19 protein-coding genes and 1 pseudogene are annotated in these 18,673 nt (G+C 58.1%); 6 read left to right on the top strand and 14 right to left on the bottom strand.

Annotated elements, in window-relative coordinates:
• Window positions 1-60: 60 nt before the first annotated feature.
• From uhpC to ACWKXX_RS12415, 8 genes are all read right to left on the bottom strand, one after another.
• Window positions 61-1,371, bottom strand: a complete 1,311-nt coding sequence (gene uhpC, locus ACWKXX_RS12450; RefSeq protein ID WP_017383677.1) for an MFS transporter — start codon at window positions 1,369-1,371, stop codon at window positions 61-63.
• Window positions 1,364-2,869 (bottom strand): signal transduction histidine-protein kinase/phosphatase UhpB, encoded by a 1,506-nt coding sequence (uhpB, locus tag ACWKXX_RS12445; protein ID WP_047056921.1) that lies wholly within the window; start codon window positions 2,867-2,869, stop codon window positions 1,364-1,366. The genes uhpC and uhpB overlap by 8 nt, the downstream gene beginning before the upstream one ends.
• Window positions 2,866-3,459, bottom strand: coding sequence for a transcriptional regulator UhpA (uhpA, locus tag ACWKXX_RS12440; protein ID WP_003861054.1), 594 nt, complete (start codon window positions 3,457-3,459; stop codon window positions 2,866-2,868). Before uhpA ends, uhpB begins: the two co-directional genes overlap by 4 nt.
• A gap of 125 nt (window positions 3,460-3,584) precedes the next feature.
• Window positions 3,585-3,872 (bottom strand): acetolactate synthase small subunit, encoded by a 288-nt coding sequence (gene ilvN, locus ACWKXX_RS12435; protein WP_015570113.1) that lies wholly within the window; start codon window positions 3,870-3,872, stop codon window positions 3,585-3,587.
• 3 nt (window positions 3,873-3,875) lie between these two features.
• Window positions 3,876-5,564 (bottom strand): acetolactate synthase large subunit, encoded by a 1,689-nt coding sequence (gene ilvB / locus ACWKXX_RS12430; RefSeq protein WP_032672176.1) that lies wholly within the window; start codon window positions 5,562-5,564, stop codon window positions 3,876-3,878.
• Between the two features lie 106 nt (window positions 5,565-5,670).
• Window positions 5,671-5,769: an ilvB operon leader peptide IvbL gene (gene ivbL / locus ACWKXX_RS12425; protein ID WP_057979964.1), complete on the bottom strand. Its 99-nt coding sequence runs from the start codon at window positions 5,767-5,769 to the stop codon at window positions 5,671-5,673.
• A 146-nt stretch (window positions 5,770-5,915) separates the two neighbouring features.
• Window positions 5,916-6,335: a helix-turn-helix domain-containing protein gene (locus ACWKXX_RS12420; RefSeq protein WP_023323924.1), complete on the bottom strand. Its 420-nt coding sequence runs from the start codon at window positions 6,333-6,335 to the stop codon at window positions 5,916-5,918.
• Window positions 6,332-6,646 (bottom strand): type II toxin-antitoxin system HigB family toxin, encoded by a 315-nt coding sequence (locus tag ACWKXX_RS12415; protein WP_023302825.1) that lies wholly within the window; start codon window positions 6,644-6,646, stop codon window positions 6,332-6,334. The genes ACWKXX_RS12420 and ACWKXX_RS12415 overlap by 4 nt, the downstream gene beginning before the upstream one ends.
• A gap of 486 nt (window positions 6,647-7,132) precedes the next feature.
• Between ACWKXX_RS12415 and tisB the strand changes: the two genes are divergently transcribed.
• From tisB to emrD, 4 genes are all read left to right on the top strand, one after another.
• Complete coding sequence (gene tisB, locus ACWKXX_RS12410; protein ID WP_017383683.1) at window positions 7,133-7,222, top strand: type I toxin-antitoxin system toxin TisB; 90 nt, start codon at window positions 7,133-7,135, stop codon at window positions 7,220-7,222.
• 64 nt (window positions 7,223-7,286) lie between these two features.
• The gene (locus tag ACWKXX_RS12405; RefSeq protein WP_003861064.1) at window positions 7,287-7,733 is read left to right on the top strand and encodes a GNAT family N-acetyltransferase; all 447 of its coding nucleotides are present in this window, start codon (window positions 7,287-7,289) and stop codon (window positions 7,731-7,733) included.
• A 62-nt stretch (window positions 7,734-7,795) separates the two neighbouring features.
• Window positions 7,796-8,629: a DMT family transporter gene (locus tag ACWKXX_RS12400; RefSeq protein ID WP_015570117.1), complete on the top strand. Its 834-nt coding sequence runs from the start codon at window positions 7,796-7,798 to the stop codon at window positions 8,627-8,629.
• Window positions 8,630-8,804: 175 nt separating this feature from the next.
• Window positions 8,805-9,989 (top strand): multidrug efflux MFS transporter EmrD, encoded by a 1,185-nt coding sequence (gene emrD / locus ACWKXX_RS12395; protein ID WP_015570118.1) that lies wholly within the window; start codon window positions 8,805-8,807, stop codon window positions 9,987-9,989.
• On the opposite strand, the pseudogene ACWKXX_RS12390 reads toward emrD, so the two are convergent.
• Together ACWKXX_RS12390 and dsdC are read right to left on the bottom strand one after the other, a co-directional pair.
• A pseudogene (locus ACWKXX_RS12390) lies at window positions 9,895-10,980 on the bottom strand (cellulase family glycosylhydrolase); the annotation flags it as partial. The gene emrD and the pseudogene ACWKXX_RS12390 sit on opposite strands and share 95 nt — an antisense overlap.
• An 84-nt stretch (window positions 10,981-11,064) precedes the next feature.
• Window positions 11,065-11,991, bottom strand: coding sequence for a DNA-binding transcriptional regulator DsdC (gene dsdC / locus ACWKXX_RS12385; protein WP_023302824.1), 927 nt, complete (start codon window positions 11,989-11,991; stop codon window positions 11,065-11,067).
• Between the two features lie 204 nt (window positions 11,992-12,195).
• On the opposite strand from dsdC, the gene dsdX reads away from it, so the two are divergent.
• Both dsdX and dsdA read left to right on the top strand, forming a co-directional pair.
• Complete coding sequence (dsdX, locus tag ACWKXX_RS12380) at window positions 12,196-13,533, top strand: D-serine transporter DsdX (protein ID WP_023295668.1); 1,338 nt, start codon at window positions 12,196-12,198, stop codon at window positions 13,531-13,533.
• Between the two features lie 17 nt (window positions 13,534-13,550).
• Window positions 13,551-14,837 (top strand): D-serine ammonia-lyase, encoded by a 1,287-nt coding sequence (dsdA, locus tag ACWKXX_RS12375; RefSeq protein ID WP_023295667.1) that lies wholly within the window; start codon window positions 13,551-13,553, stop codon window positions 14,835-14,837.
• Between the two features lie 82 nt (window positions 14,838-14,919).
• On the opposite strand, the gene ACWKXX_RS12370 is transcribed toward dsdA, so the two are convergent.
• From ACWKXX_RS12370 to ACWKXX_RS12355, 4 genes are all read right to left on the bottom strand, one after another.
• Complete coding sequence (locus tag ACWKXX_RS12370) at window positions 14,920-15,267, bottom strand: DUF202 domain-containing protein (protein ID WP_017383689.1); 348 nt, start codon at window positions 15,265-15,267, stop codon at window positions 14,920-14,922.
• Window positions 15,257-15,604, bottom strand: coding sequence for a YidH family protein (locus ACWKXX_RS12365; RefSeq protein WP_003861080.1), 348 nt, complete (start codon window positions 15,602-15,604; stop codon window positions 15,257-15,259). Before ACWKXX_RS12365 ends, ACWKXX_RS12370 begins: the two co-directional genes overlap by 11 nt.
• 92 nt (window positions 15,605-15,696) lie before the next feature.
• Window positions 15,697-17,019: a 6-phospho-alpha-glucosidase gene (locus ACWKXX_RS12360; protein WP_015570123.1), complete on the bottom strand. Its 1,323-nt coding sequence runs from the start codon at window positions 17,017-17,019 to the stop codon at window positions 15,697-15,699.
• Window positions 17,016-18,638 carry an alpha-glucoside-specific PTS transporter subunit IIBC gene (locus ACWKXX_RS12355; RefSeq protein ID WP_015570124.1) on the bottom strand — a complete coding sequence of 541 codons (1,623 nt, stop codon included), beginning with the start codon at window positions 18,636-18,638 and terminating at the stop codon, window positions 17,016-17,018. The genes ACWKXX_RS12360 and ACWKXX_RS12355 overlap by 4 nt, the downstream gene beginning before the upstream one ends.
• Window positions 18,639-18,673 lie beyond the last annotated feature (35 nt).

Below are 18,673 nucleotides of genomic sequence, written 5' to 3'. Positions count from 1 at the left end.
CAGGTGAAACCGGGAAAATTTCTTAGTTTTGCGCGTCTCGGCAGCAAAAGGTGAGGCGCGTCACGCTTCGCGCGGTGCCTGCGCGTGCAAAAACGGCAGCAACAGCAGGGCGGAGATGCCCGCCGCGATGGCGATCACCGCGAAGAACCCGCTCCAGTGCCAGACGTCGATCACCCGCGCCAGCGGCCAGCCGGAGAGCGATGCGCCAAGGTAGGCAAACAGCCCGACAAAGCCCGTCGCCGCGCCTGCCGCCTCTTTGTGGGAACACTCCGCCGCCGCCATGCCGATCAGCATCTGCGGGCCAAAGACGAAAAAACCGATGGTGAAGAAGCACGCCGCCTGCATCACGTAGCTGGCGAACGGCATCAGCCACAGCGAGCCGACGGAGAGTAAGATCCCGGCAGCAAAAATCAGGTTCATCGGCCCGCGGTTACCGTTGAACAGCTTGTCCGAGCCCCAGCCCGCCACCAGCGCGCCGATAAACCCGCCCAGCTCGAACATCGTCACCGCCGAGTTGGCGGTCACCAGGTCCACGCCGAGAGTTTCGGACATGTACAGATTGCCCCAGTCGTTGATCGCCGCGCGCACCACGTAGACCAGCACGTAGCAGAGCGACAGCAGCCAGATGTACGGGTTTTTCAGCACGTATTTGGTGAGGATCTCCTGGCGGGACAGCCCGGCCCCTTCCTGCTGCTGGGCGATCTCCATCTCGTCGTGCCGCCAGTCGCCCACCGGTGGAAGGCCGACGGTTTGCGGCCTGTCGCGCAGGCGCCAGCAGAGGAACAGTCCGGCGACAATCGCGAGGCCACCGGCAATCATCATCCCCGCGCGCCAGCCGTAGTGCAGCGCCGCCGCGCCGACCACCATCGGGATCAGCGCCCCGCCGACGTTATGCGCGGTATTCCATATCGCCCACCAGCCGCCGCGCTCGTTGCGTGAGTACCAGGCGGTGAGCAGGCGGGCGCAGACCGGCGCGCCCCAGCCCTGGAAAAAGGCGTTCAGCGCCCACAGCAGGGCAAAGGCCCACAGCGAGGTGGAGAAGCCAAACAGGATGTTCACCACCCCGGTGGCGATCAGCCCGACGCCCATAAAATAACGCGCGTTGGAGCGGTCGCTGACGATGCCGGAGAAGAACTTCGACAGGCCGTAGGTGATGTAAAACAGCGTCGCCAGCAGGCCAATATCGGTGCGCGTCATCACGCCGCTGGCGAGAATTTCCGGCGCGGCGGCGTTGAAGCTTTTGCGGGTGAAGTAGAACAGCGCGTAGCCGAGCCAGATGGTAATCAGGATATGGCGACGCCAGTAGCGATAGCGGGCATCGATTTCCGCTTTGTTGCTTAGCGGGGCGGCGCTGGCGGGGGTTTTAAACATGGTGTGTCCTTAACGGCAAACTGACGCTGACGCGCGTCCCGTGGGTGCAGGAGATCGTCAGCGTGCCGCCCAGCGCCTTTACGCGCTCGCGCATGCCCGCCAGGCCAAACCCCTGCTGGCCGGAGCCCGGCGGCAGGCCGCAGCCGTCGTCTTCAATCACCAGCATCAGGCGCTCGTCCTGCTGCCAGCCCTGGATCGTTACCGCGCTGGCGCTGGCGTGTTTGACGATGTTGTTCAGCCCTTCCTGGCAGACGCGGAAAAGGGTCACGCGCTGGCCTTCGCTCAGGGTAGCTTCATTGATGCGCCAGTCGAGATGGCTGACAATTCCGCGGCTCTCCAGCTCCATCTCGCGCATCAGAGAGCGTATTGCCTGCTCGAGCGAGAGATCGTCAAGCTGGCGCGGGCGCAGCCGCCCTAACAGGCGACGAACGGAATCATAGACGCCCAGCGAAAGCTGTTCGATATGCGCCCCGCCCTGCTTCACGCCCGCGTTTTCTGCCGCCAGGCGCTGAACAATGCCCGCCTGGGTGCGGATGGCGGTGATGGTTTGGCCGATGTCATCGTGCAGCTCGCGAGCAACCTCCTGGCGCACGCTCTCTTCCGTCTCCAGCAGACGCTCCGCCAGACGGCGGTTGCGCGCCAGCTCGGCTTGCAGAGACTGGTTCAGCTCGCGCAGGCGCTGTATGCCCGCGCCGAGCAGCAGCCCGGTCAGGCTCTGGGCCAGCAGCGAGAGCAGCAGATCTACCGGGTGATCGTGCCAGGTCTGGCTGGCAATCAGCGCGATGGCGTTCATCAGCGTGGCGATCAATGCGCCCTGCCAGCCGTAATGCCAGGCAAGGGCGATGATCGGCAGCGCCAGACAAAACGGCGTGAAGCGTGATAATTCAGCGGGCAGACCAAGCTGCAACCACAGGCTCACCACAAACAGCAGCAGATACCAGATCAGGTGCCGGGCGCGCCAGTTCACCGGCTGGGAGACCAGTGCCGGGCCGAGCGGCTGCCAGACGGTGCTGGTAAGGTAATGCCAGAAAACCAGGCAGGTCGGGGCCAGCGTCAGGCCGCCGGTGAGGGTCAACAGCAGGGCGTTAAGCACCTCCTTTTCACCCAGCCACGGCAGGGACTGCAACAGCGCGGCGGCAATCAGCGCCGCACCCTGACGCAGCAGCGTGCGCCAGTCGCGCTGGTGACGGTAGCGGGAAATCAGGGCGACCGGGATAAGCGTGAGCAGGCTTCCGGTCATCAATAAAGGCAGATGCGCCAACGCCACTTCCTGCGCCAGCCAGATCAGCATCAGCCACTCTGCGCCCAGCAGCACCGGCCAGTAGCCGCGCGGGCATTGCAGCATCAGCCCCAGCCGCAGGCCAAAGGGGAACAGCAGCACCGCCAGCTCCGGGCGCTCGACAAGATGCAGGCTGATACTCCACAGGCAGAACCACGCGGCGGAGAAGATGAAAAAGCTGGCAACAACGGCGATCAGCCGCGAAAACAGGGAGTTCATTGCCAGCTGTCAAACATACGGCGCGCCAGCTCGACATCGTTACTGACGTTGAGTTTTTCCATCAGGTTGGCGCGATGAACGTGAACGGTCTTTGGCGACAGCCCCAGCTCTACGGCAATCTCTTTCACCGACATGCCCTGGGCAAGTTTCTCTGCCACCTGGCGCTCGCGTCTGGTGAGCGGATCCTGCCGTCCCGCCGCCAGCTTGATGGCAATATCCGGCGTCAGGTAGCAGCCGCCGGTGGAGACGGTACGCACGGCGGCAATCAGCTCGTCCGGGCTACAGCGTTTAGAGAGAAACCCGCGCGCCCCCGCGTTGAGCGCCTGCTCGACCAGCGCCGGGCTGTCGTGGACCGAGAGCATAATCGTCGCCATCCCTTTCGGCAGCTGGCTTAACAGCTCCAGCCCGGAGAGGTCCGGCATTGAGATATCGCAGATACAGACCTGCACCCCGCGTCCCGGCAGACCCGCCAGCGCCTCGCGTCCTGAGCCAAACTCGGCCACGACCTGAAAATCCGGTTCGAGGTTTAAAAGCTGGGCAAAGCCGGAGCGAACGATAAGGTGGTCGTCGATAAGGGCGATGGTGGTCATGGTTTGATCCTGATGCGTGAACGCGCCGGATGGCGGCGCAAACGCCTTATCCGGCCTACGTGTAACGTCCTTGCAGGCCGGATAAGCGCAGCGCCATCCGGCAAAAGCCTCTTACCTTAAGTGATTTACTCAAAAAACACCGCAATTTTGTTAAACATGGTGGGATCGGACTGGTTGCGTGCCACTTTGGTGACGTCCTCCAGCTTGTCGATCTGCGCCATCATCTGCTCCAGACGCTGGTCGTCGTTCACCAGTAGCCAGATGCGGCTGTGCTCGCTGCCCTGAATCGGCAGGCACAGAATGCCTTCCACGTTAAACGCCCGACGGGCAAAGAGCCCACAGACGTGGGTCATGACGCCTGGGTGGTTGCGGACGGTGAGTTCCAGAATGACGTTATCACATTGTTTCTGCATGGCTTATTCCCCCACCATCTCAGTATTGGCCGCACCCGGCGGCACCATCGGATACACTTTTTGTTCAGGGTCGATACGCACGTGGATCAGCGCCGGGCCAGGGCGAGAAATCGCATCCTGCAACGCCGCGTGGGCATCTTCTTCGGCGTTCAGATCGCAGGTGTGCAGGCCAAAACCAGCGGCAATCTGCATAAAGTTGATCATCCCCGGATAGGTCGCCGCAAACACGCCCTGCTTGTAGAACAGGCTCTGCTGCTGGTGTACCAGACCCAGCGCCTCGTTGTTCATCAGAATGATTTTGACGTCTAACTGGTTTTCGGCCGCCGTCGCCATCTCCTGAATATTCATCATCAGGCTGCCGTCACCGGAGAAGCAGATCACCTTGCGGTCCGGGTTGGCGAGCGCCGCGCCAACCGCTGCTGGCAGGCCGAAGCCCATGGTGCCAAGGCCGCCGGAGGTCAGCCACTGGCGCGGACGGTTCAGCGGATACGCCTGGGCGGTCCACATCTGATGCTGGCCGACGTCGGTGGTGATAATCGCGCTGTCATCCACGCAGGCGGCAACGGCGTTGATAAGACCATAGTGGCTCAGCGGGTCGCTCTCGGTTGGGATAGCGCCCGGGAACTCCCGTTGCAGATCGGCCACCAGCTGGCGCCAGTCGGCGCGGTCGGTTGCCTCCGTCTGCGGGATCAGCTGCGCCAGCACCTCGGCCACGTCGCCCTGGATCGCCACGTGCGGCTGCTTGATTTTACCCAACTCGGCGCGGTCGATATCCACGTGAATGATTTTGGCGTTCGGGCAGAACTGCTCGGTTTTGCCAATCGCCCGGTCATCAAAACGCGCCCCCATAACTATCAGCAAATCCGCCTCTTGCAGGATGTAGTTGGTGCTGCGCGCGCCGTGCATGCCCAGCATGCCGAGAGAGAGCGGGTGCGCTTTTGGCAGCATACCCAGCGCCATCAGGGTCATGGTGGTGGGCAAATTAGCTTTTTCAGCGAACTGGCGGATTTCATCCGCGGCGTTGATCGTCCCGCCGCCCAGATAGAGCACCGGGCGTTTGGCGGCGTTGATCATCGCCGCCGCATCGCGCACGCTCTCAGCGCTGAATTCTGGCGCGGGGGCACGGTCACCCGGCTCCGGCAGAACGTCGATTTCAATTTCTGCGGTCTGGACATCCTTAGGAATGTCTATCCACACCGGGCCCGGGCGGCCAGACTGGGCAATGCGAAACGCATCGCTGATCACCTGAGGCAGCTCGCTGATATCGCGAACTAAATAGTTATGTTTGGTGATGGGGATAGAGATGCCGTAGGTATCGACTTCCTGGAACGCATCGGTGCCGATCATCGAGGACGGTACCTGGCCGGTAATGCAGATCAGCGGGATGGAGTCGAGGCGCGCGTCGGCGATGGCGGTCACCAGGTTAGTGGCGCCCGGCCCGCTACAGGCCATACAGACCGCCGGTTTACCCTGGGTACGCGCCATGCCCTGGGCGATAAAGCCTGCGCCCTGCTCGTGGCGCGCCAGCACGTGGCGGATCTGTGTGCTTTGGCTTAACGCATCATACAGCGGCAGTACGGTCCCACCCGGGATGCCCGCAACGGTGGTGATGCCCTGTCGTTCCAGTAAATGAACAATCAGCTGCGCGCCTGTAAAACGCGTCTTGGTGGATGTTGTGCCCGAACTTGCCATGCTCCAGTCCTTTTCTTCTGAGCCAGCCTTCCGGGGAGGGTCCTAAACGAAAAACCCCGCCCGGTTTGCGCCGGCGGGGTTTTGGATTCGTGTGTTGATCCAGTCCCTACGGCGCATTGCCGACGACCACCACCACACGCACGACGACCACTGCGGCAGGTTGCGCAGTTTTTAGTAGGGTCGAAGTGAAGATGGATGAAGTCATTGGGGACCTGTGTTTGGAATCATTGATTGAATTTATACAAACACAGGTTTTCGGATGTGACAATGGAAATATTTTCATCTGCGCAAAAATGCGTCAGGGATCACGTTTCGTTTGTTGGGTGGTGACACTCAATAAAGGGTTTTTACTCACTCAATAAATAACGCAGGTGATACCCCAAATCTGGCAGCCAGCTTTTTAATATGGTTCAGGGTAAGCTGTCTCTGACCATTCAGAACCCGTGAAACCATCGATTTACTACCAATTTCATCCTTAAAATCCGATATCGTCAGATTGTATTGATCCATCAAGGTTCTTAAAACTGCAATTCCGACGGGAACGGACTCCATCTCCTTGCGTAATGCGACTATCTCTGGCCGATTAGCTTCGTAACGGCTAATTCTGGCGCACACAATATCCAGCAAGGGGCTATTGGGCTCGTTCATAAGGAGATACTCAACCAGCTCAAGCGCATCCTTATAATCTTTCTCGCTCGGCTGTTCACCCAGTAAAGGAACGGCCGCAACAAGGGCGTGCGTAGCTTTCATTGCATCAGCGACGATCATCATTTCTTCCCCTTAGTGCGATGTTTCTCCGTAAAACGGTCATATTCCTTATGAGTAAAAACATGGCGCACATAAAACTTTTGGCTTTCAAAGAAGATGAGAGCCACTACTCTGAGATTGTTATTTGCAATATCAATAACATAATGCTTATCAAGATACTTGAAGTTATCCAGCGTTGGGAAAAGTTTTCTCAGTGCAGCGGGCGTCGGGCAGTGGCTCTTTTCAATAACTCGTCCTAAAAAGAGAAGCTCTTCTCTGTGTTGCGGGAACTGGCTTACCGCATCCAAAATTGCCTTCATTGAGATTAAATGCATCCTGCTTGCCTGCCGCGTCCATTGCCATTATGGCAACGATAACACCTGTTGCCAATAAGTCAACGAAGGGTACTATTTTCACTTCGTCAGAAAACAAAAAACCCCGCCTAAGCGAGGTTTTTATCAGGGTTTTGCGGTTGGTTGCCGCAGAACACACTGTGTTACGTCAACGCGAAAAGTATACGCGATCGAAGACGAACGCGCAATTCCGGCACGGATTTTGACGTTTTTGAGTATGGATCGCCTTCCAAATTTTGTCCATAAAATACTGTTCATACATACAGTATTTATCTATACTGAGGGTGTTCGCAGTGAGCGAGGGGGCCGCAGTTTACCGGCGCAACGAAGTCCTGGCTGAAACGGGTGGTGCCGTCAGTGCCTTAACCCCTGAAGTGAGCACACTGTGTTACGTCAATCCAGGTGCTGGCCACAGGCGGCGGAAAGGTACGCCAGCATCGTGCTCCTTTTAACCAAAAGGAGACGCGTATGAGCGTCGTGGATATGGTCATACTTGTCCTCAAACTCATTGTTGCTGTATTGCAACTGCTTGATGCTGTCCTGAAATACGTTCGGTGATTCAGGTTCAAGTCGCACCTGAGAGGGGCGGGCAACCGCCCCTCTTTAATAACGAGGGAATGCTATGTCGCGTCTGTTAATTGAGCCTGTCACGCCCGATGAACCCGGGTATATCGCCCTGAAGGCGGAGAGTATCGCGTTGAATTTCAATATGCTGCGCAGGCTGGAAGAGAACTGGCAGCGGGGTGAAAACCGCTTTAACGCGCCGGGTGAAAAACTGCTGGGGGCGTTTCTTAACGGCAGGCTGGTGGGCGTGTGCGGCCTTAATCGCGATCCGTTCAGCCAGCAGCCGCGCGCCGGACGTATTCGTCATCTCTACGTCAGCGAGAAGTGCCGTGGGCAGGGCATAGGCAAACAGCTTTTGACCGTGGTGATGGCGGATGCCAGCATCTGGTTTGATTTTCTTAATACCCATGCGCCGGAAACCGCGTACGGATTTTACCATCGGGCGGGCTTCAGGCTGGTGTCAGACGAACCCCGGGTGACGCACCGCCTTTTTTGCGCAGTGTAAGCGGCTGGCAGCATCGACGGGTGAATGTTACAGTTGGATGACATTTCACCAACCGATACGCCATGACCATTACCGTTTTCTGCATTTTACTGTTCGCCGCACTGCTGCATGCCAGCTGGAACGCCATCGTTAAAGCCGGAACGGATAAACTCTACTCGGCGATCGGAGTCAGCGGTTCAGCCGCGCTTATTGCCCTGATTTTACTGCCCTTCTCTCCTCAGCCAACTGCCGCAAGCTGGCCATATTTGTTCGTCTCCTGTGCGTTACAGGTGGTGTACACCGTGCTGGTAGCGAAGACCTATCAGGTCTCCGACATGAGCCAGACCTACCCCCTTATGCGCGGGACGGCCCCTCTGCTGGTGGCGCTGATCAGCGTATTGGTGCTCGGGGATCATCTCTCCTGGCTTGCCTGGTCCGGCATTGGGGTCATTTGTCTTTCGATTCTGGCCATGGCGATGAACGGCCGCATGCAGTCACGCAAGGGGATCTGGCTGGCGCTGCTGAACGCCTGTTTTATCGCCGGGTATACCCTGGTGGACGGCACCGGTGTGCGACTCTCGGACACTGCGCTGGGCTATACGCTCTGGACCTTCTTCATGAACGGTTTCTGCCTGCTGAGCTGGGCAATGGTGGCGCGGCGTCGCGAAGCGTCCAGCTACCTGCGCCTGCACTGGAAAAAAGGGCTGCTCGGCGGTGTCGGGACGATGGGATCTTACGGTCTGGCACTCTGGGCGATGACCCAGGCACCGCTGGCTGTGGTCGCGGCACTGCGTGAAACCTCTATTCTCTTCGGCGCATTAATCGCATTTGTGCTTTTAAAAGAGAAGGTTGCCGGCCTGCGCATCGCGGCGGCACTGGGTATTGCTGCCGGTGCGGTCCTGCTGCGCCTGGCGTAATTCGCTGGCAACATTAGTTGCCGATCTTGTTTACAAATCCTGCCTTCACGTCTTCTGTCATTCATCACAGTAATGCTTAAATTGTCATCTCTCTGTGGTAGATTCCTCGCGCATTTATGGGAATGCGTAGTCACTTATTCTTTATTTATCTCTTTTGGCAAAAGTATTCAGCGACATGAAAAAGCAACGGAACGTGAACTTATTGTTGATGCTGGTGTTACTGGTGGCCGTCGGGCAGATGGCACAAACCATCTACATTCCGGCGATTGCCGATATGGCAAAAGATCTGAGCGTCCGCGAAGGTGCAGTCCAGAGCGTGATGGCAGCCTATCTGCTGACCTATGGCGTTTCACAGCTGGTTTATGGTCCCCTGTCCGATCGCGTCGGGCGTCGTCCGGTCATTCTGGTGGGCATGAGCATTTTCATGGTAGCAACGGTGATTGCCATTACCACGCACAGCCTGACCGTCCTGATTGCCGCCAGCGCCCTCCAGGGCGTGGGCACCGGCGTTGGCGGGGTTATGGCGCGTACCCTGCCGCGTGATATGTACCAGGGCACACAGCTTCGTCACGCCAACAGTCTGTTAAATATGGGTATTCTGGTCAGCCCGCTACTGGCCCCGCTGATTGGGGGTCTGCTGGACACCGTCTGGTCCTGGCGCGCCTGTTACGCCTTCCTGCTGGTGCTGTGCATTATTGTCACCTTCAGCATGGCGCGCTGGATGCCGGAAACCCGCCCAAAAGACGCGCCGCGCACGAAGCTCATCGCCAGCTACAAAACGCTGTTCGGTAATGGGTCCTTTACCTGTTATCTGTTGATGCTAATCGGCGGCCTGGCGGGAATTGCGGTGTTTGAAGCCTGTTCCGGCGTGCTGCTGGGCGCAGGCCTTGGCCTGAGCAGCATGGTGGTGAGTATTCTGTTTATTCTGCCGATCCCAGCGGCGTTCTTCGGCGCATGGTTCGCCGGACGTCCGAACAAGCGTTTCTCCACGCTGATGTGGCAGTCGGTGATCAGCTGTCTGCTGGCCGGGCTGATGATGTGGATCCCGGGGCTGTTTGACGTGATGTCGGTCTGGACGTTGCTCATCCCGGCGGCGCTGTTCTTCTTCGGCGCGGGCATGCTGTTTCCCCTCGCCACCAGCGGCGCGATGGAGCCGTTCCCGTTCCTCGCAGGCACGGCAGGCGCGCTGGTGGGCGGTTTGCAGAACATCGGTTCCGGCGCGCTGGCCTGGCTTTCGGCTATGATGCCGCAGACCGGGCAGGCGAGTTTAGGCTTGCTGATGACCCTGATGGGGCTGCTGATTTTGCTGTGCTGGCTGCCGCTGGCGTCGCGTGTCTCGCATCACGAACAGCCGGTTTAACCGCATGATGGCCCGGCTTCTCGCCGGGCTTTTCACAGACGGGCGCAATCATCGCCTGCAATAGCCGCTCTGGGGCAGGCCGCCACGCCCCCTCTTCCCCGTCATAAAACTGAACATCGGCGTTTATCGCATACGGGATGTTGGCCTGTTGCAGCTCGCACGCCATAAACGTGGCAAACGCCATCTGCGAGGCGGTTGGCGTCAGGCTTTTCGATTCGCCCACCCCCCAACCGCCAACCCAGCTCACATGCCCGGTTTTTTGTTGCCAGTGCAGCGCGGCGTTGATTCGGTTACGGATAGCCGCTTTCTCAGCCGCAGTTCCGGACGTCCACGGGTATTTACCGTTCGTTTTCAGCGGGCCCCAGGGGAAAATATGCCACTCCGCCAGCAGGTAATTCTGGCTGTGCGCGGGCAGCTTCAGGCTGGATAAATCCTCCGGCGCGGCGCGCAGACGAGGGGCGATAAAAATCATGCGGCTGGCATCAATGGCGTGAATGTCTTTGATCGCTTTCTCATACACCCGGTTGAGCGAAGCAACGTTGTGGTTGAGCTTGTCCGCCGGTTCGTAGATCAGGTCAAAGCCCAGCAACGGCGAGCGCTGACCAAAATAGTGCGCCACGGCAATCCACCAGTTAATCACCTCTTTTTCGGTATCCGCTTTCGGGTCGTTTTTATATTCATCGGCCTGATAAGCGATGATGGGGATGACGCCGTATTGCTCGCAGGCCTCCACCAGCTTACGCAGGTGAATCAGCCGCGCTTCCGTCGGTTCGCCCGCCACCCGAATACGGACATGGTGTATGCCTTTCACCTGAAAATCACGGACCACCAGCGGGTCGAACTCGCGGATACCGCGCTCGGTGCGTGCCCAGTCGACATCCATTCCGACGCCCAGCATCTGCGCGTAACGGGCAGCCGTCAGCGGCGGCTCAGCGGCAATCGCCCAGCCGGAAGAGAGTAAGATCGCAGTGGCAATAAAAGGCTTTAACACGGTTTACCCTGGATAAATCAAAAGCATTACCTGTATTTAGCACGCTTTTTCACATTTGGTGTAGAGCGAAAGCGTAATAATTCTTCAACCCGCCAGCTCTCTTAGCCAGCCGATAAAGGCGTCAATTTTCGGCCACTGACGGCCGGGAAGCGTTGAGACGTAATAATGCTGATGGCACTTGAGAGTTTTCCCATCAAAGGGTGCGATCAACTCCCCTCGTTCGAGACGTTTTTGCACCAGCCGCTTTCTCCCCATCGCTACCCCCACATTATTCATGGCCGCGATAATGGCTAAATCAGAGCGATCGAAGCCAATACCCGATGATAACGGCATATTCGCCGCGTAATGCTGCGCCCAGCTCAGCCACTCATCCGTACCGGAATCATTGCTCCAGGCCTGACGGTCGTGCAGTAACGTGCAGTGGCTGAGGTTATGGGGGTTTTTCAGCAGTTCATGCTCCCGGGCATACGCCGGCGAGCAGACGGGCAAAATCTCTTCATCCATCAAAAAGTGATGAGAAAGGTGGTTTGGCGGCGTATCGTCGAAATAGAGCGCCAGATCGATGCCGGTTCGCTGCATGTTGACGTAATCATTACCAGTCAGAATAGTAAGTGAAATCGACGGGTAGCGGCGGGTAAAATCCCCCAGCATCGGCACCAGCCAGCACTGGGCGATCGACGGCCGGGAGTACACCGTTAGCGTACCTGACAGCGCCTGGTTTTTAATATCCAGGATCTCCTGATTCAGGGTGTCGAGGGACGATTTCAGCGTCCAGTAAACGCGCTTGCCTTCCTGCGTCAGCTCCACTTTACGGTGTGAGCGGACAAACAGCTGAATGCCCAGCTCCTCTTCCAGCAGGTTTATGCGGTGGCTCACCGCGCTGGGGCTGAGCGACAGCTCCGCCGCCGCCAGCGCGAAGGACTCATGCCGGGCGGCCACTTCAAAGGTGTACATTTTCGACAGCTGCCAGCCGTTTAAAAGCCGGTTTCTGCCTTCATTCGCATCGGTCATCACAATTCCCACACGTAATTTCTGCGTTCAGCATACCGCTCAAGAATGAATTTATGTGAACCTAATACGAGTTAAGTGCGCTTTTTAGAACACAGTCACTCAGTTGATCCAATCTGGCTCATCTGAACGCCAATTTATATCGTTTGTCAGCCCACGCCGTTTTTTCGTCCAATACCCCCAGATGACATAAGGGTGAGGTGAGATATGGGATCTCAGGTCTGGGTTGTGGCAACGCTGCTTGTCAGCATCGTATTGATTGTTTTAACCATCGTAAAACTGAAGTTTCACCCGTTCCTCGCGCTGCTGCTGGCAAGCTTTTTCGTCGGCGCGATGATGGGGATGAGCCCGCTGGATATGGTGAACGCCATTGAGAGCGGGATTGGCGGTACGCTGGGCTTCCTGGCGGCGGTTATCGGTCTTGGCACTATTCTCGGCAAAATGATGGAAGTCTCCGGCGCGGCAGAGCGCATCGGGATTACGTTGCAGCGCTGCCGCTGGCTGTCGGCGGACGTGATTATGGTCCTGGTCGGCCTGATCTGCGGCATTACGCTGTTTGTGGAAGTGGGCGTGGTACTGCTGATCCCGCTGGCGTTTTCCATCGCCAAAAAGACCAACACGTCGCTGCTCAAGCTGGCCATTCCGCTCTGTACCGCACTAATGGCAGTGCACTGCGTGGTGCCTCCGCATCCGGCCGCGCTGTTTGTCACCAATAAATTAGGGGCGGACGTCGGGACGGTGATTGTCTACGGTCTGATGGTGGGCCTGATGGCGTCTCTGGTTGGCGGCCCGCTGTTCCTGAAGCTGCTCGGCGATCGTCTGCCCTATAAGCCGGTTCCGGCGGAATTTTCAGACCTGAAGGTGCGGGAAGAACACACGCTGCCGTCGCTGAGCGCCACGCTGTTCACCGTGCTGCTGCCGATTGCCCTGATGCTGGTGAAAACCATTGCCGAGCTGAACATGGCAAAAGAAGGCTCGCTGTATACCCTGCTGGAGTTTATCGGCAACCCCATCACCGCGATGTTTATCGCCGTGTTTTTTGCCTACTACCTGCTGGGGATCCGCCAGCACATGGGCATGGGCGCAATGCTGACCCATACGGAGCACGGCTTTGGCTCTATCGCCAACATTTTGCTGATTATCGGCGCGGGCGGCGCGTTCAACGCCATCCTTAAAACTAGCGGTCTGGCGGAGACGCTGGCGCATATTCTCTCGAACCTGCATATGCACCCTATCCTTCTCGCCTGGCTGGTGGCACTGGTGCTGCACGCCGCCGTCGGTTCGGCAACGGTAGCGATGATGGGTGCCACGGCGATAGTGGCGCCGATGCTGCCGCTCTACCCGAACGTAAGCCCGGAGATCATCACCATTGCCATCGGGTCCGGCGCTATTGGCTGCACGATCGTGACCGATTCTCTCTTCTGGCTGGTGAAGCAATACTGCGGCGCGACCCTGAACGAGACCTTCAAATACTATACGACGGCGACGTTTATCGCCTCGGTGCTTGCACTTGGCAGCACATTCCTGCTTTCTTTCATTATCTGAGCGCGAAGAGACGTATTATGGAAAACGCAACTATCACTACTTTAACCGCACAGTTTCCTCTGGTTGAGGATCTGATTGCCCTGAAAGAAACCACCTGGCTTAACCCGCGCACCACGACGCTGGCGGAAGGATTGCCGTATGTCGGGCTGACCAAAGCCGACGTGGACGACGCGCACGCGCGCCTGAAACGCTTCGCGCCGTATCTGGCGAAAGCGTTCCCGGAAACGGCGGCAACGGGCGGGATTATCGAATCCGACCTGGTCGCGATCCCGGCGATGCAGGCGCGGCTGGAGAAAGAGTCCGGTAAGGCCATTCCAGGCACGCTGCTGCTGAAAAAAGACAGCCATCTGCCGATTTCCGGCTCGATCAAAGCGCGCGGCGGCATCTATGAGGTGCTGACTCATGCGGAGAAACTGGCGCTGGACGCCGGGTTGCTGAGCCTTGAAGACGACTACAGCGTTCTGCTGGAGCCGCGCTTTAAGAACTTCTTCAGCCAGTACAGCATCGCGGTGGGCTCAACCGGCAACCTGGGGATGTCCATCGGCATTATGAGCGCCCGCATTGGCTTTAAGGTGACGGTGCATATGTCCGCCGACGCCCGCGAGTGGAAGAAAGCCAAACTGCGCAGCCACGGCGTGATCGTCGTGGAATATGAGCAGGATTACGGCGTGGCGGTGGAGCAGGGACGCAAAGCGGCGGAAAGCGATCCGAACTGTTTCTTCATTGACGATGAAAACTCCCGTACGCTGTTCCTGGGCTATGCGGTTGCTGGCGAGCGCCTGAAGGCGCAGTTTGCCGAGCAGGGCCGCGTGGTGGATGCCGATCATCCCCTGTACGTCTACCTGCCGTGCGGCGTCGGCGGTGGCCCCGGCGGCGTGGCGTTTGGCCTGAAGCTGGCCTTTGGCGATAACGTCCACTGCTTCTTCGCGGAGCCAACGCACTCACCATGTATGCTGCTGGGCGTTTATACCGGGCTGCACGATGAGATTGCGGTGCAGGATCTGGGCATTGATAACGTGACGGCGGCGGACGGTCTGGCGGTAGGGCGTGCGTCCGGCTTCGTGGGCCGCGCGATGGAGCGCCTGCTCGACGGGTTCTATACCCTCTCCGATCAAAGCATGTACGACATGCTCGGCTGGCTGGCGCAGGAGGAAGGGATTCGCCTGGAGCCGTCGGCGCTGGCGGGGATGGCCGGGCCGCTGCGCGTCGATGCCGATGAGAACGTTACCCACCTGGTGTGGGCGACCGGCGGCGGCATGGTGCCGGAGGATGAGATGGCGAAGTATTTAGCTAAAGGGAAGTAATTATGCCGGGTGGCGGCTACGCCTTACCCGGCCTACGGTTCGCGGCAGTTGTAGGCCCGGTAAGGCGTAGCCGCCACCGGGCTTATAAGCTCATAATTTGCTGAATGTGAGTAACTGCAAAGAGTAAAGACAGAGACAGCACAGCCAACGCAATCAGGAACTTATCCCGCACCGCTTTCGGCTGCGCAAAGTCGTTCTGCGCCACGTCCATCAGGTTACGGCTGCGGGTGTAGCGCCATAAAATGACGGCTACCAGCGCCAGCACAACAATGGAGATCCAGAATGGCGCCCCCGTGCGGTGCCAGTTGTGCTTAATGGCAAGAGCGATCAGCGCGCCATACCCCAGTAGCGTGCGCAGCCAGGCCAGCGAGGTTCGCTCCGGCTGAAGCCCGGGGTCCGCTTCCCGCCGCGCTTTGCGGCTATCCGGCATACAACACCAGTAACATCACTACGCCCGCAACCATCAGCAAAATCGTACTAATGATGAGCAAGCCGCGCGTGTAGGGGAGATCCTGCTTCAGACGCATCGCCTTTTCATTTCTAAGCCAGCGCAGATAGCCATAAATCGCCAGCACACCGGCAATCAGGCACAGCAGCAGGGCCAGCACTTCGCGAATCAACGGGGTGGCAAAATCGGGGGCGAGCTGATCAAGACCGACACCTGCGGCCAGAAAGCCCAGGGCGGTGCGGATCCACGCTAAGAATGTGCGTTCGTTAGCCAGTGAGAAGCGGTAGTCCGGTGCTTCACCGAGGCGGGAAATGTTCATGAAGGTTCCTTGTCGTGCTGCATGCAGGCTTCAGCATAGCGTAATTCAGCCAGGACAAGGAGACCGGCATCTGGCGATGCCGGTCAGGAAAATTAATGCAGTTCCGGCCAGTACTCTTTGTTGGCTTCAATCAGATCGTCCAGAATCGCCTTCGCCACCGACGCGCTCGGTACGGTTTTCGACAGGGTAATCGCCTGCCATAGTTTCTGATACGAGCGCTGCTCCCAGGCGTCCACCACCAGTTTTTCCACCGCCACCTGCTGGCTCATGAGCCCTTTCTGGAAGTGCGGAATATCACCCACGGTCAGCGGCTCCGGTCCGTTGTGGCCGACCAGACACGGAATTTCTACCATCGCGTCGGCGTCAAAATTATGGATAGCCCCATTGTTAGGCACAATCAGCAGCATACGTTCCTGGGTATTAAAGGCGATCGCGGTCGCCAGATCGACGATGTACGACGCATGTTCGTCGATTTCCAGTTCACCGGCAGAAGAATGACCGGCTTCGATAATCGCCCGGCATGAACTGAATACATGCTTCTCACGGTGATCCATCACTTCATTGGCGCGGGTACGCTCCGGGTTGGAATGGGCGACCACATAGTCCGGGAACAGGTAATACTTCAGGTAGGTGTTCGGCATGGTGTCCGGATCCAGCGCCTGTACGTCTTTAGCCTTGGCGAAAGTATCATTCCAGCTCGCTTCAGTATGCGCATCTTCCGAAGGCGGAACATAACCGTTTTTCGCCACGTATTCGCGCAGTTTCGGCATCAGATCGTTGCCATTCAGATCTTCAATCGACGTCCACCAGCCGAAGTGGTTCAGACCGTAGTAGCGCACGCGCATCTCTTTGCGGTCTTTCAGACCGACGATTTGCGCCATACGTCCTTCAATGCCGATCGGCATGTCGCAGATGTTGAGAATTTTCGCGTTCGGACGCAGGCGGCGCGTGGCTTCCGCGACAATCGCCGCCGGGTTGGAGTAGTTCAGCATCCACGCGTTCGGGGAGTACTGCTCCATGTAATCCACCAACTCCAGCACGCCGCCGATGGAGCGCATGCCGTAGGAGATGCCGCCCGGCCCGCACGTTTCCTGGCCCAGCACGCCGTGGCGCAGCGGGATTTTTTCATCTTTTTCACGCATGGGGTATTTGCCCACGCGAATATGCGCCATCACGAAATCCACATCGGTAAAGGCCGCTTCAGGATCGGTGGTGTAACTAAATTCAATCTCCGGCGCCTGCTCCTTAAGGATGATTTTGCACGCCTCGGCGATGATCTCCTGACGTGCTCCGTCATTGTCATAGAACTTCAGCGCACGCAGTGGGAAACGGTCACGGTTGGCTAACAGCATCAGGACGATACCAGGCGTGAATGTACTGCCGCCGCCTGCAATAACAACTGAGAATTTTTTCATGATATAGCCTCTGTCAGAGTGGTTTGTTCGTTTGTTAAAGGGGTTTTCATCAGCGATTCCAGCTGGTCGCGCACCTGAGGAACGTGCAGACCGACAATCACCTGTATGCCGTTGCCGCGCCGCACCACACCGTGTGCGCCCAGGGCTTTGAAGACGTCGTCGCTTTGGGTTTTCGTCATATCCACCAGGGCGATACGCAAGCGGGTGGCGCAGTTATTGATACTTTCGATGTTTGCTGCGCCGCCGAGCGCCTGTAAGAACCCAGCAGCCTGCCCGACCTGCTGGCTGGCTGCCGCCGGGGCGGTGGTTTGCCCGCGCGCGGCCTTATAGTCGGCTTTGTTGTAGAGTTTGATTTCGCTCTCTTCCCGGCCCGGCGTTTTGAGATTCAGACGTTCGATAAGCGTTCTGAAGACCACGAAATAGAGAGCGGTGAAGCAGAGGCCGATGCCAATCTGGGTGAATACCGTCGAGGCGTGGTTATGGAACATCGGGATCCAGTTTTGCGGCAGGAACTGGTCCAGCAGACCGCCCCCCATGTTCCCCACCACCCCGAAGGTATACATCACCGTCGCCATCGTTGCGGCCAGCACGGCGTGGATGGCAAACAGCAACGGCGAGATAAACAGGAAGGTGAACTCCAGCGGTTCGGTAATGCCCACCAGCACGGCGGTAAGCGTGGCCGGGATCAGCAGACCTGCCACTTTGACGCGGTTCTCCGGCGACGCGGTATACCAGATAGCCAGCGCAATACCGACTGAGCCAAACACCTTAGAGTTGCCGTGCAGCGCGAATCCGCCCTCCGGGAACAGCGTTTTCAACGGCACAGTGCTCTGGCTGAATTCCTGAAGGTGCTGTGCCCAGTAGACCTGAATGCCGCCTTCTACCGCAGCCGGGCCGAAGATAAACGGGCCGTAGACAAAGTGGTGCAATCCGGTTGGGATCAGAATGCGTTCCAGGAAGGTATAAACCCATACGCCCAGCGCGCCAGCGGTACGTAGAAAGGCCTGCAACGACTCAATGCCCATCTGCACTTTCGGCCATCCCAGCAGCGTCAGCCAGGCGCAGGGGATCATGACGAAGAACGCGAGGATAACGACAAACGAGGTGCCCTGGAAAATCCCCAGAAAGACCGGCAACGGCTTGTCGAAAAATCGATTGTGGATGGCGGTGACGAGCCCGGAAATGATAATCGCCCCGATGATGCTGGTATCAAGCGTTTTGATTCCGGCAATCATCGCCAGCCCGCTGCCGGCAGTGGGTTCAGCAGAGAAGTCGACGCCAAAGAAGTGACCCCAGGTCATCCCCATCGCGTTGATAAAGTAGTTCCAGGTCAGGAAGCTAATCAGCACCGCCAGACAGGCGCGGCCCTGCGCCTGCTTTGCCAGGCCAATCGGTAAGCCGACAGCAAAAATCAGCGGCATATTACGGAACACCGCCCAGCCGCCCTCTTCGATGATGTGAACAATTTGCGCGAACAGATTATCCGGCGCGGTTAAGGCCTCACCGACAAACAGCGGATTGCGAAGCATGATGGCGATCCCAACCACGATCCCGGCAAAGGGAAACAGCAAAACCGGGGTGAACATGGCGCCGCCAAAACGTTGTATTTGACTGAGCATTTTTAAATCCTCATGAAACAACCTGTAGGGGATAG

This window comes from Enterobacter sp. UPMP2061, from assembly GCF_053709615.1.
This window is presented reverse-complemented; position numbering and strand designations above follow the sequence as displayed.

Bases quoted from the DNA above. Each gene is read 5' to 3' on its own strand.
- uhpC (WP_017383677.1), bottom strand. From the start codon at position 1,371: ATGTTTAAAACCCCCGCCAGCGCCGCCCCGCTAAGCAACAAAGCGGAA.
- uhpB (WP_047056921.1), bottom strand. From the start codon at position 2,869: ATGAACTCCCTGTTTTCGCGGCTGATCGCCGTTGTTGCCAGCTTTTTC.
- uhpA (WP_003861054.1), bottom strand. From the start codon at position 3,459: ATGACCACCATCGCCCTTATCGACGACCACCTTATCGTTCGCTCCGGC.
- ilvN (WP_015570113.1), bottom strand. From the start codon at position 3,872: ATGCAGAAACAATGTGATAACGTCATTCTGGAACTCACCGTCCGCAAC.
- ilvB (WP_032672176.1), bottom strand. From the start codon at position 5,564: ATGGCAAGTTCGGGCACAACATCCACCAAGACGCGTTTTACAGGCGCG.
- ivbL (WP_057979964.1), bottom strand. From the start codon at position 5,769: ATGACTTCATCCATCTTCACTTCGACCCTACTAAAAACTGCGCAACCT.
- ACWKXX_RS12420 (WP_023323924.1), bottom strand. From the start codon at position 6,335: ATGATGATCGTCGCTGATGCAATGAAAGCTACGCACGCCCTTGTTGCG.
- ACWKXX_RS12415 (WP_023302825.1), bottom strand. From the start codon at position 6,646: ATGCATTTAATCTCAATGAAGGCAATTTTGGATGCGGTAAGCCAGTTC.
- tisB (WP_017383683.1), top strand. From the start codon at position 7,133: ATGAGCGTCGTGGATATGGTCATACTTGTCCTCAAACTCATTGTTGCT.
- ACWKXX_RS12405 (WP_003861064.1), top strand. From the start codon at position 7,287: ATGTCGCGTCTGTTAATTGAGCCTGTCACGCCCGATGAACCCGGGTAT.
- ACWKXX_RS12400 (WP_015570117.1), top strand. From the start codon at position 7,796: ATGACCATTACCGTTTTCTGCATTTTACTGTTCGCCGCACTGCTGCAT.
- emrD (WP_015570118.1), top strand. From the start codon at position 8,805: ATGAAAAAGCAACGGAACGTGAACTTATTGTTGATGCTGGTGTTACTG.
- dsdC (WP_023302824.1), bottom strand. From the start codon at position 11,991: ATGACCGATGCGAATGAAGGCAGAAACCGGCTTTTAAACGGCTGGCAG.
- dsdX (WP_023295668.1), top strand. From the start codon at position 12,196: ATGGGATCTCAGGTCTGGGTTGTGGCAACGCTGCTTGTCAGCATCGTA.
- dsdA (WP_023295667.1), top strand. From the start codon at position 13,551: ATGGAAAACGCAACTATCACTACTTTAACCGCACAGTTTCCTCTGGTT.
- ACWKXX_RS12370 (WP_017383689.1), bottom strand. From the start codon at position 15,267: ATGCCGGATAGCCGCAAAGCGCGGCGGGAAGCGGACCCCGGGCTTCAG.
- ACWKXX_RS12365 (WP_003861080.1), bottom strand. From the start codon at position 15,604: ATGAACATTTCCCGCCTCGGTGAAGCACCGGACTACCGCTTCTCACTG.
- ACWKXX_RS12360 (WP_015570123.1), bottom strand. From the start codon at position 17,019: ATGAAAAAATTCTCAGTTGTTATTGCAGGCGGCGGCAGTACATTCACG.
- ACWKXX_RS12355 (WP_015570124.1), bottom strand. From the start codon at position 18,638: ATGCTCAGTCAAATACAACGTTTTGGCGGCGCCATGTTCACCCCGGTT.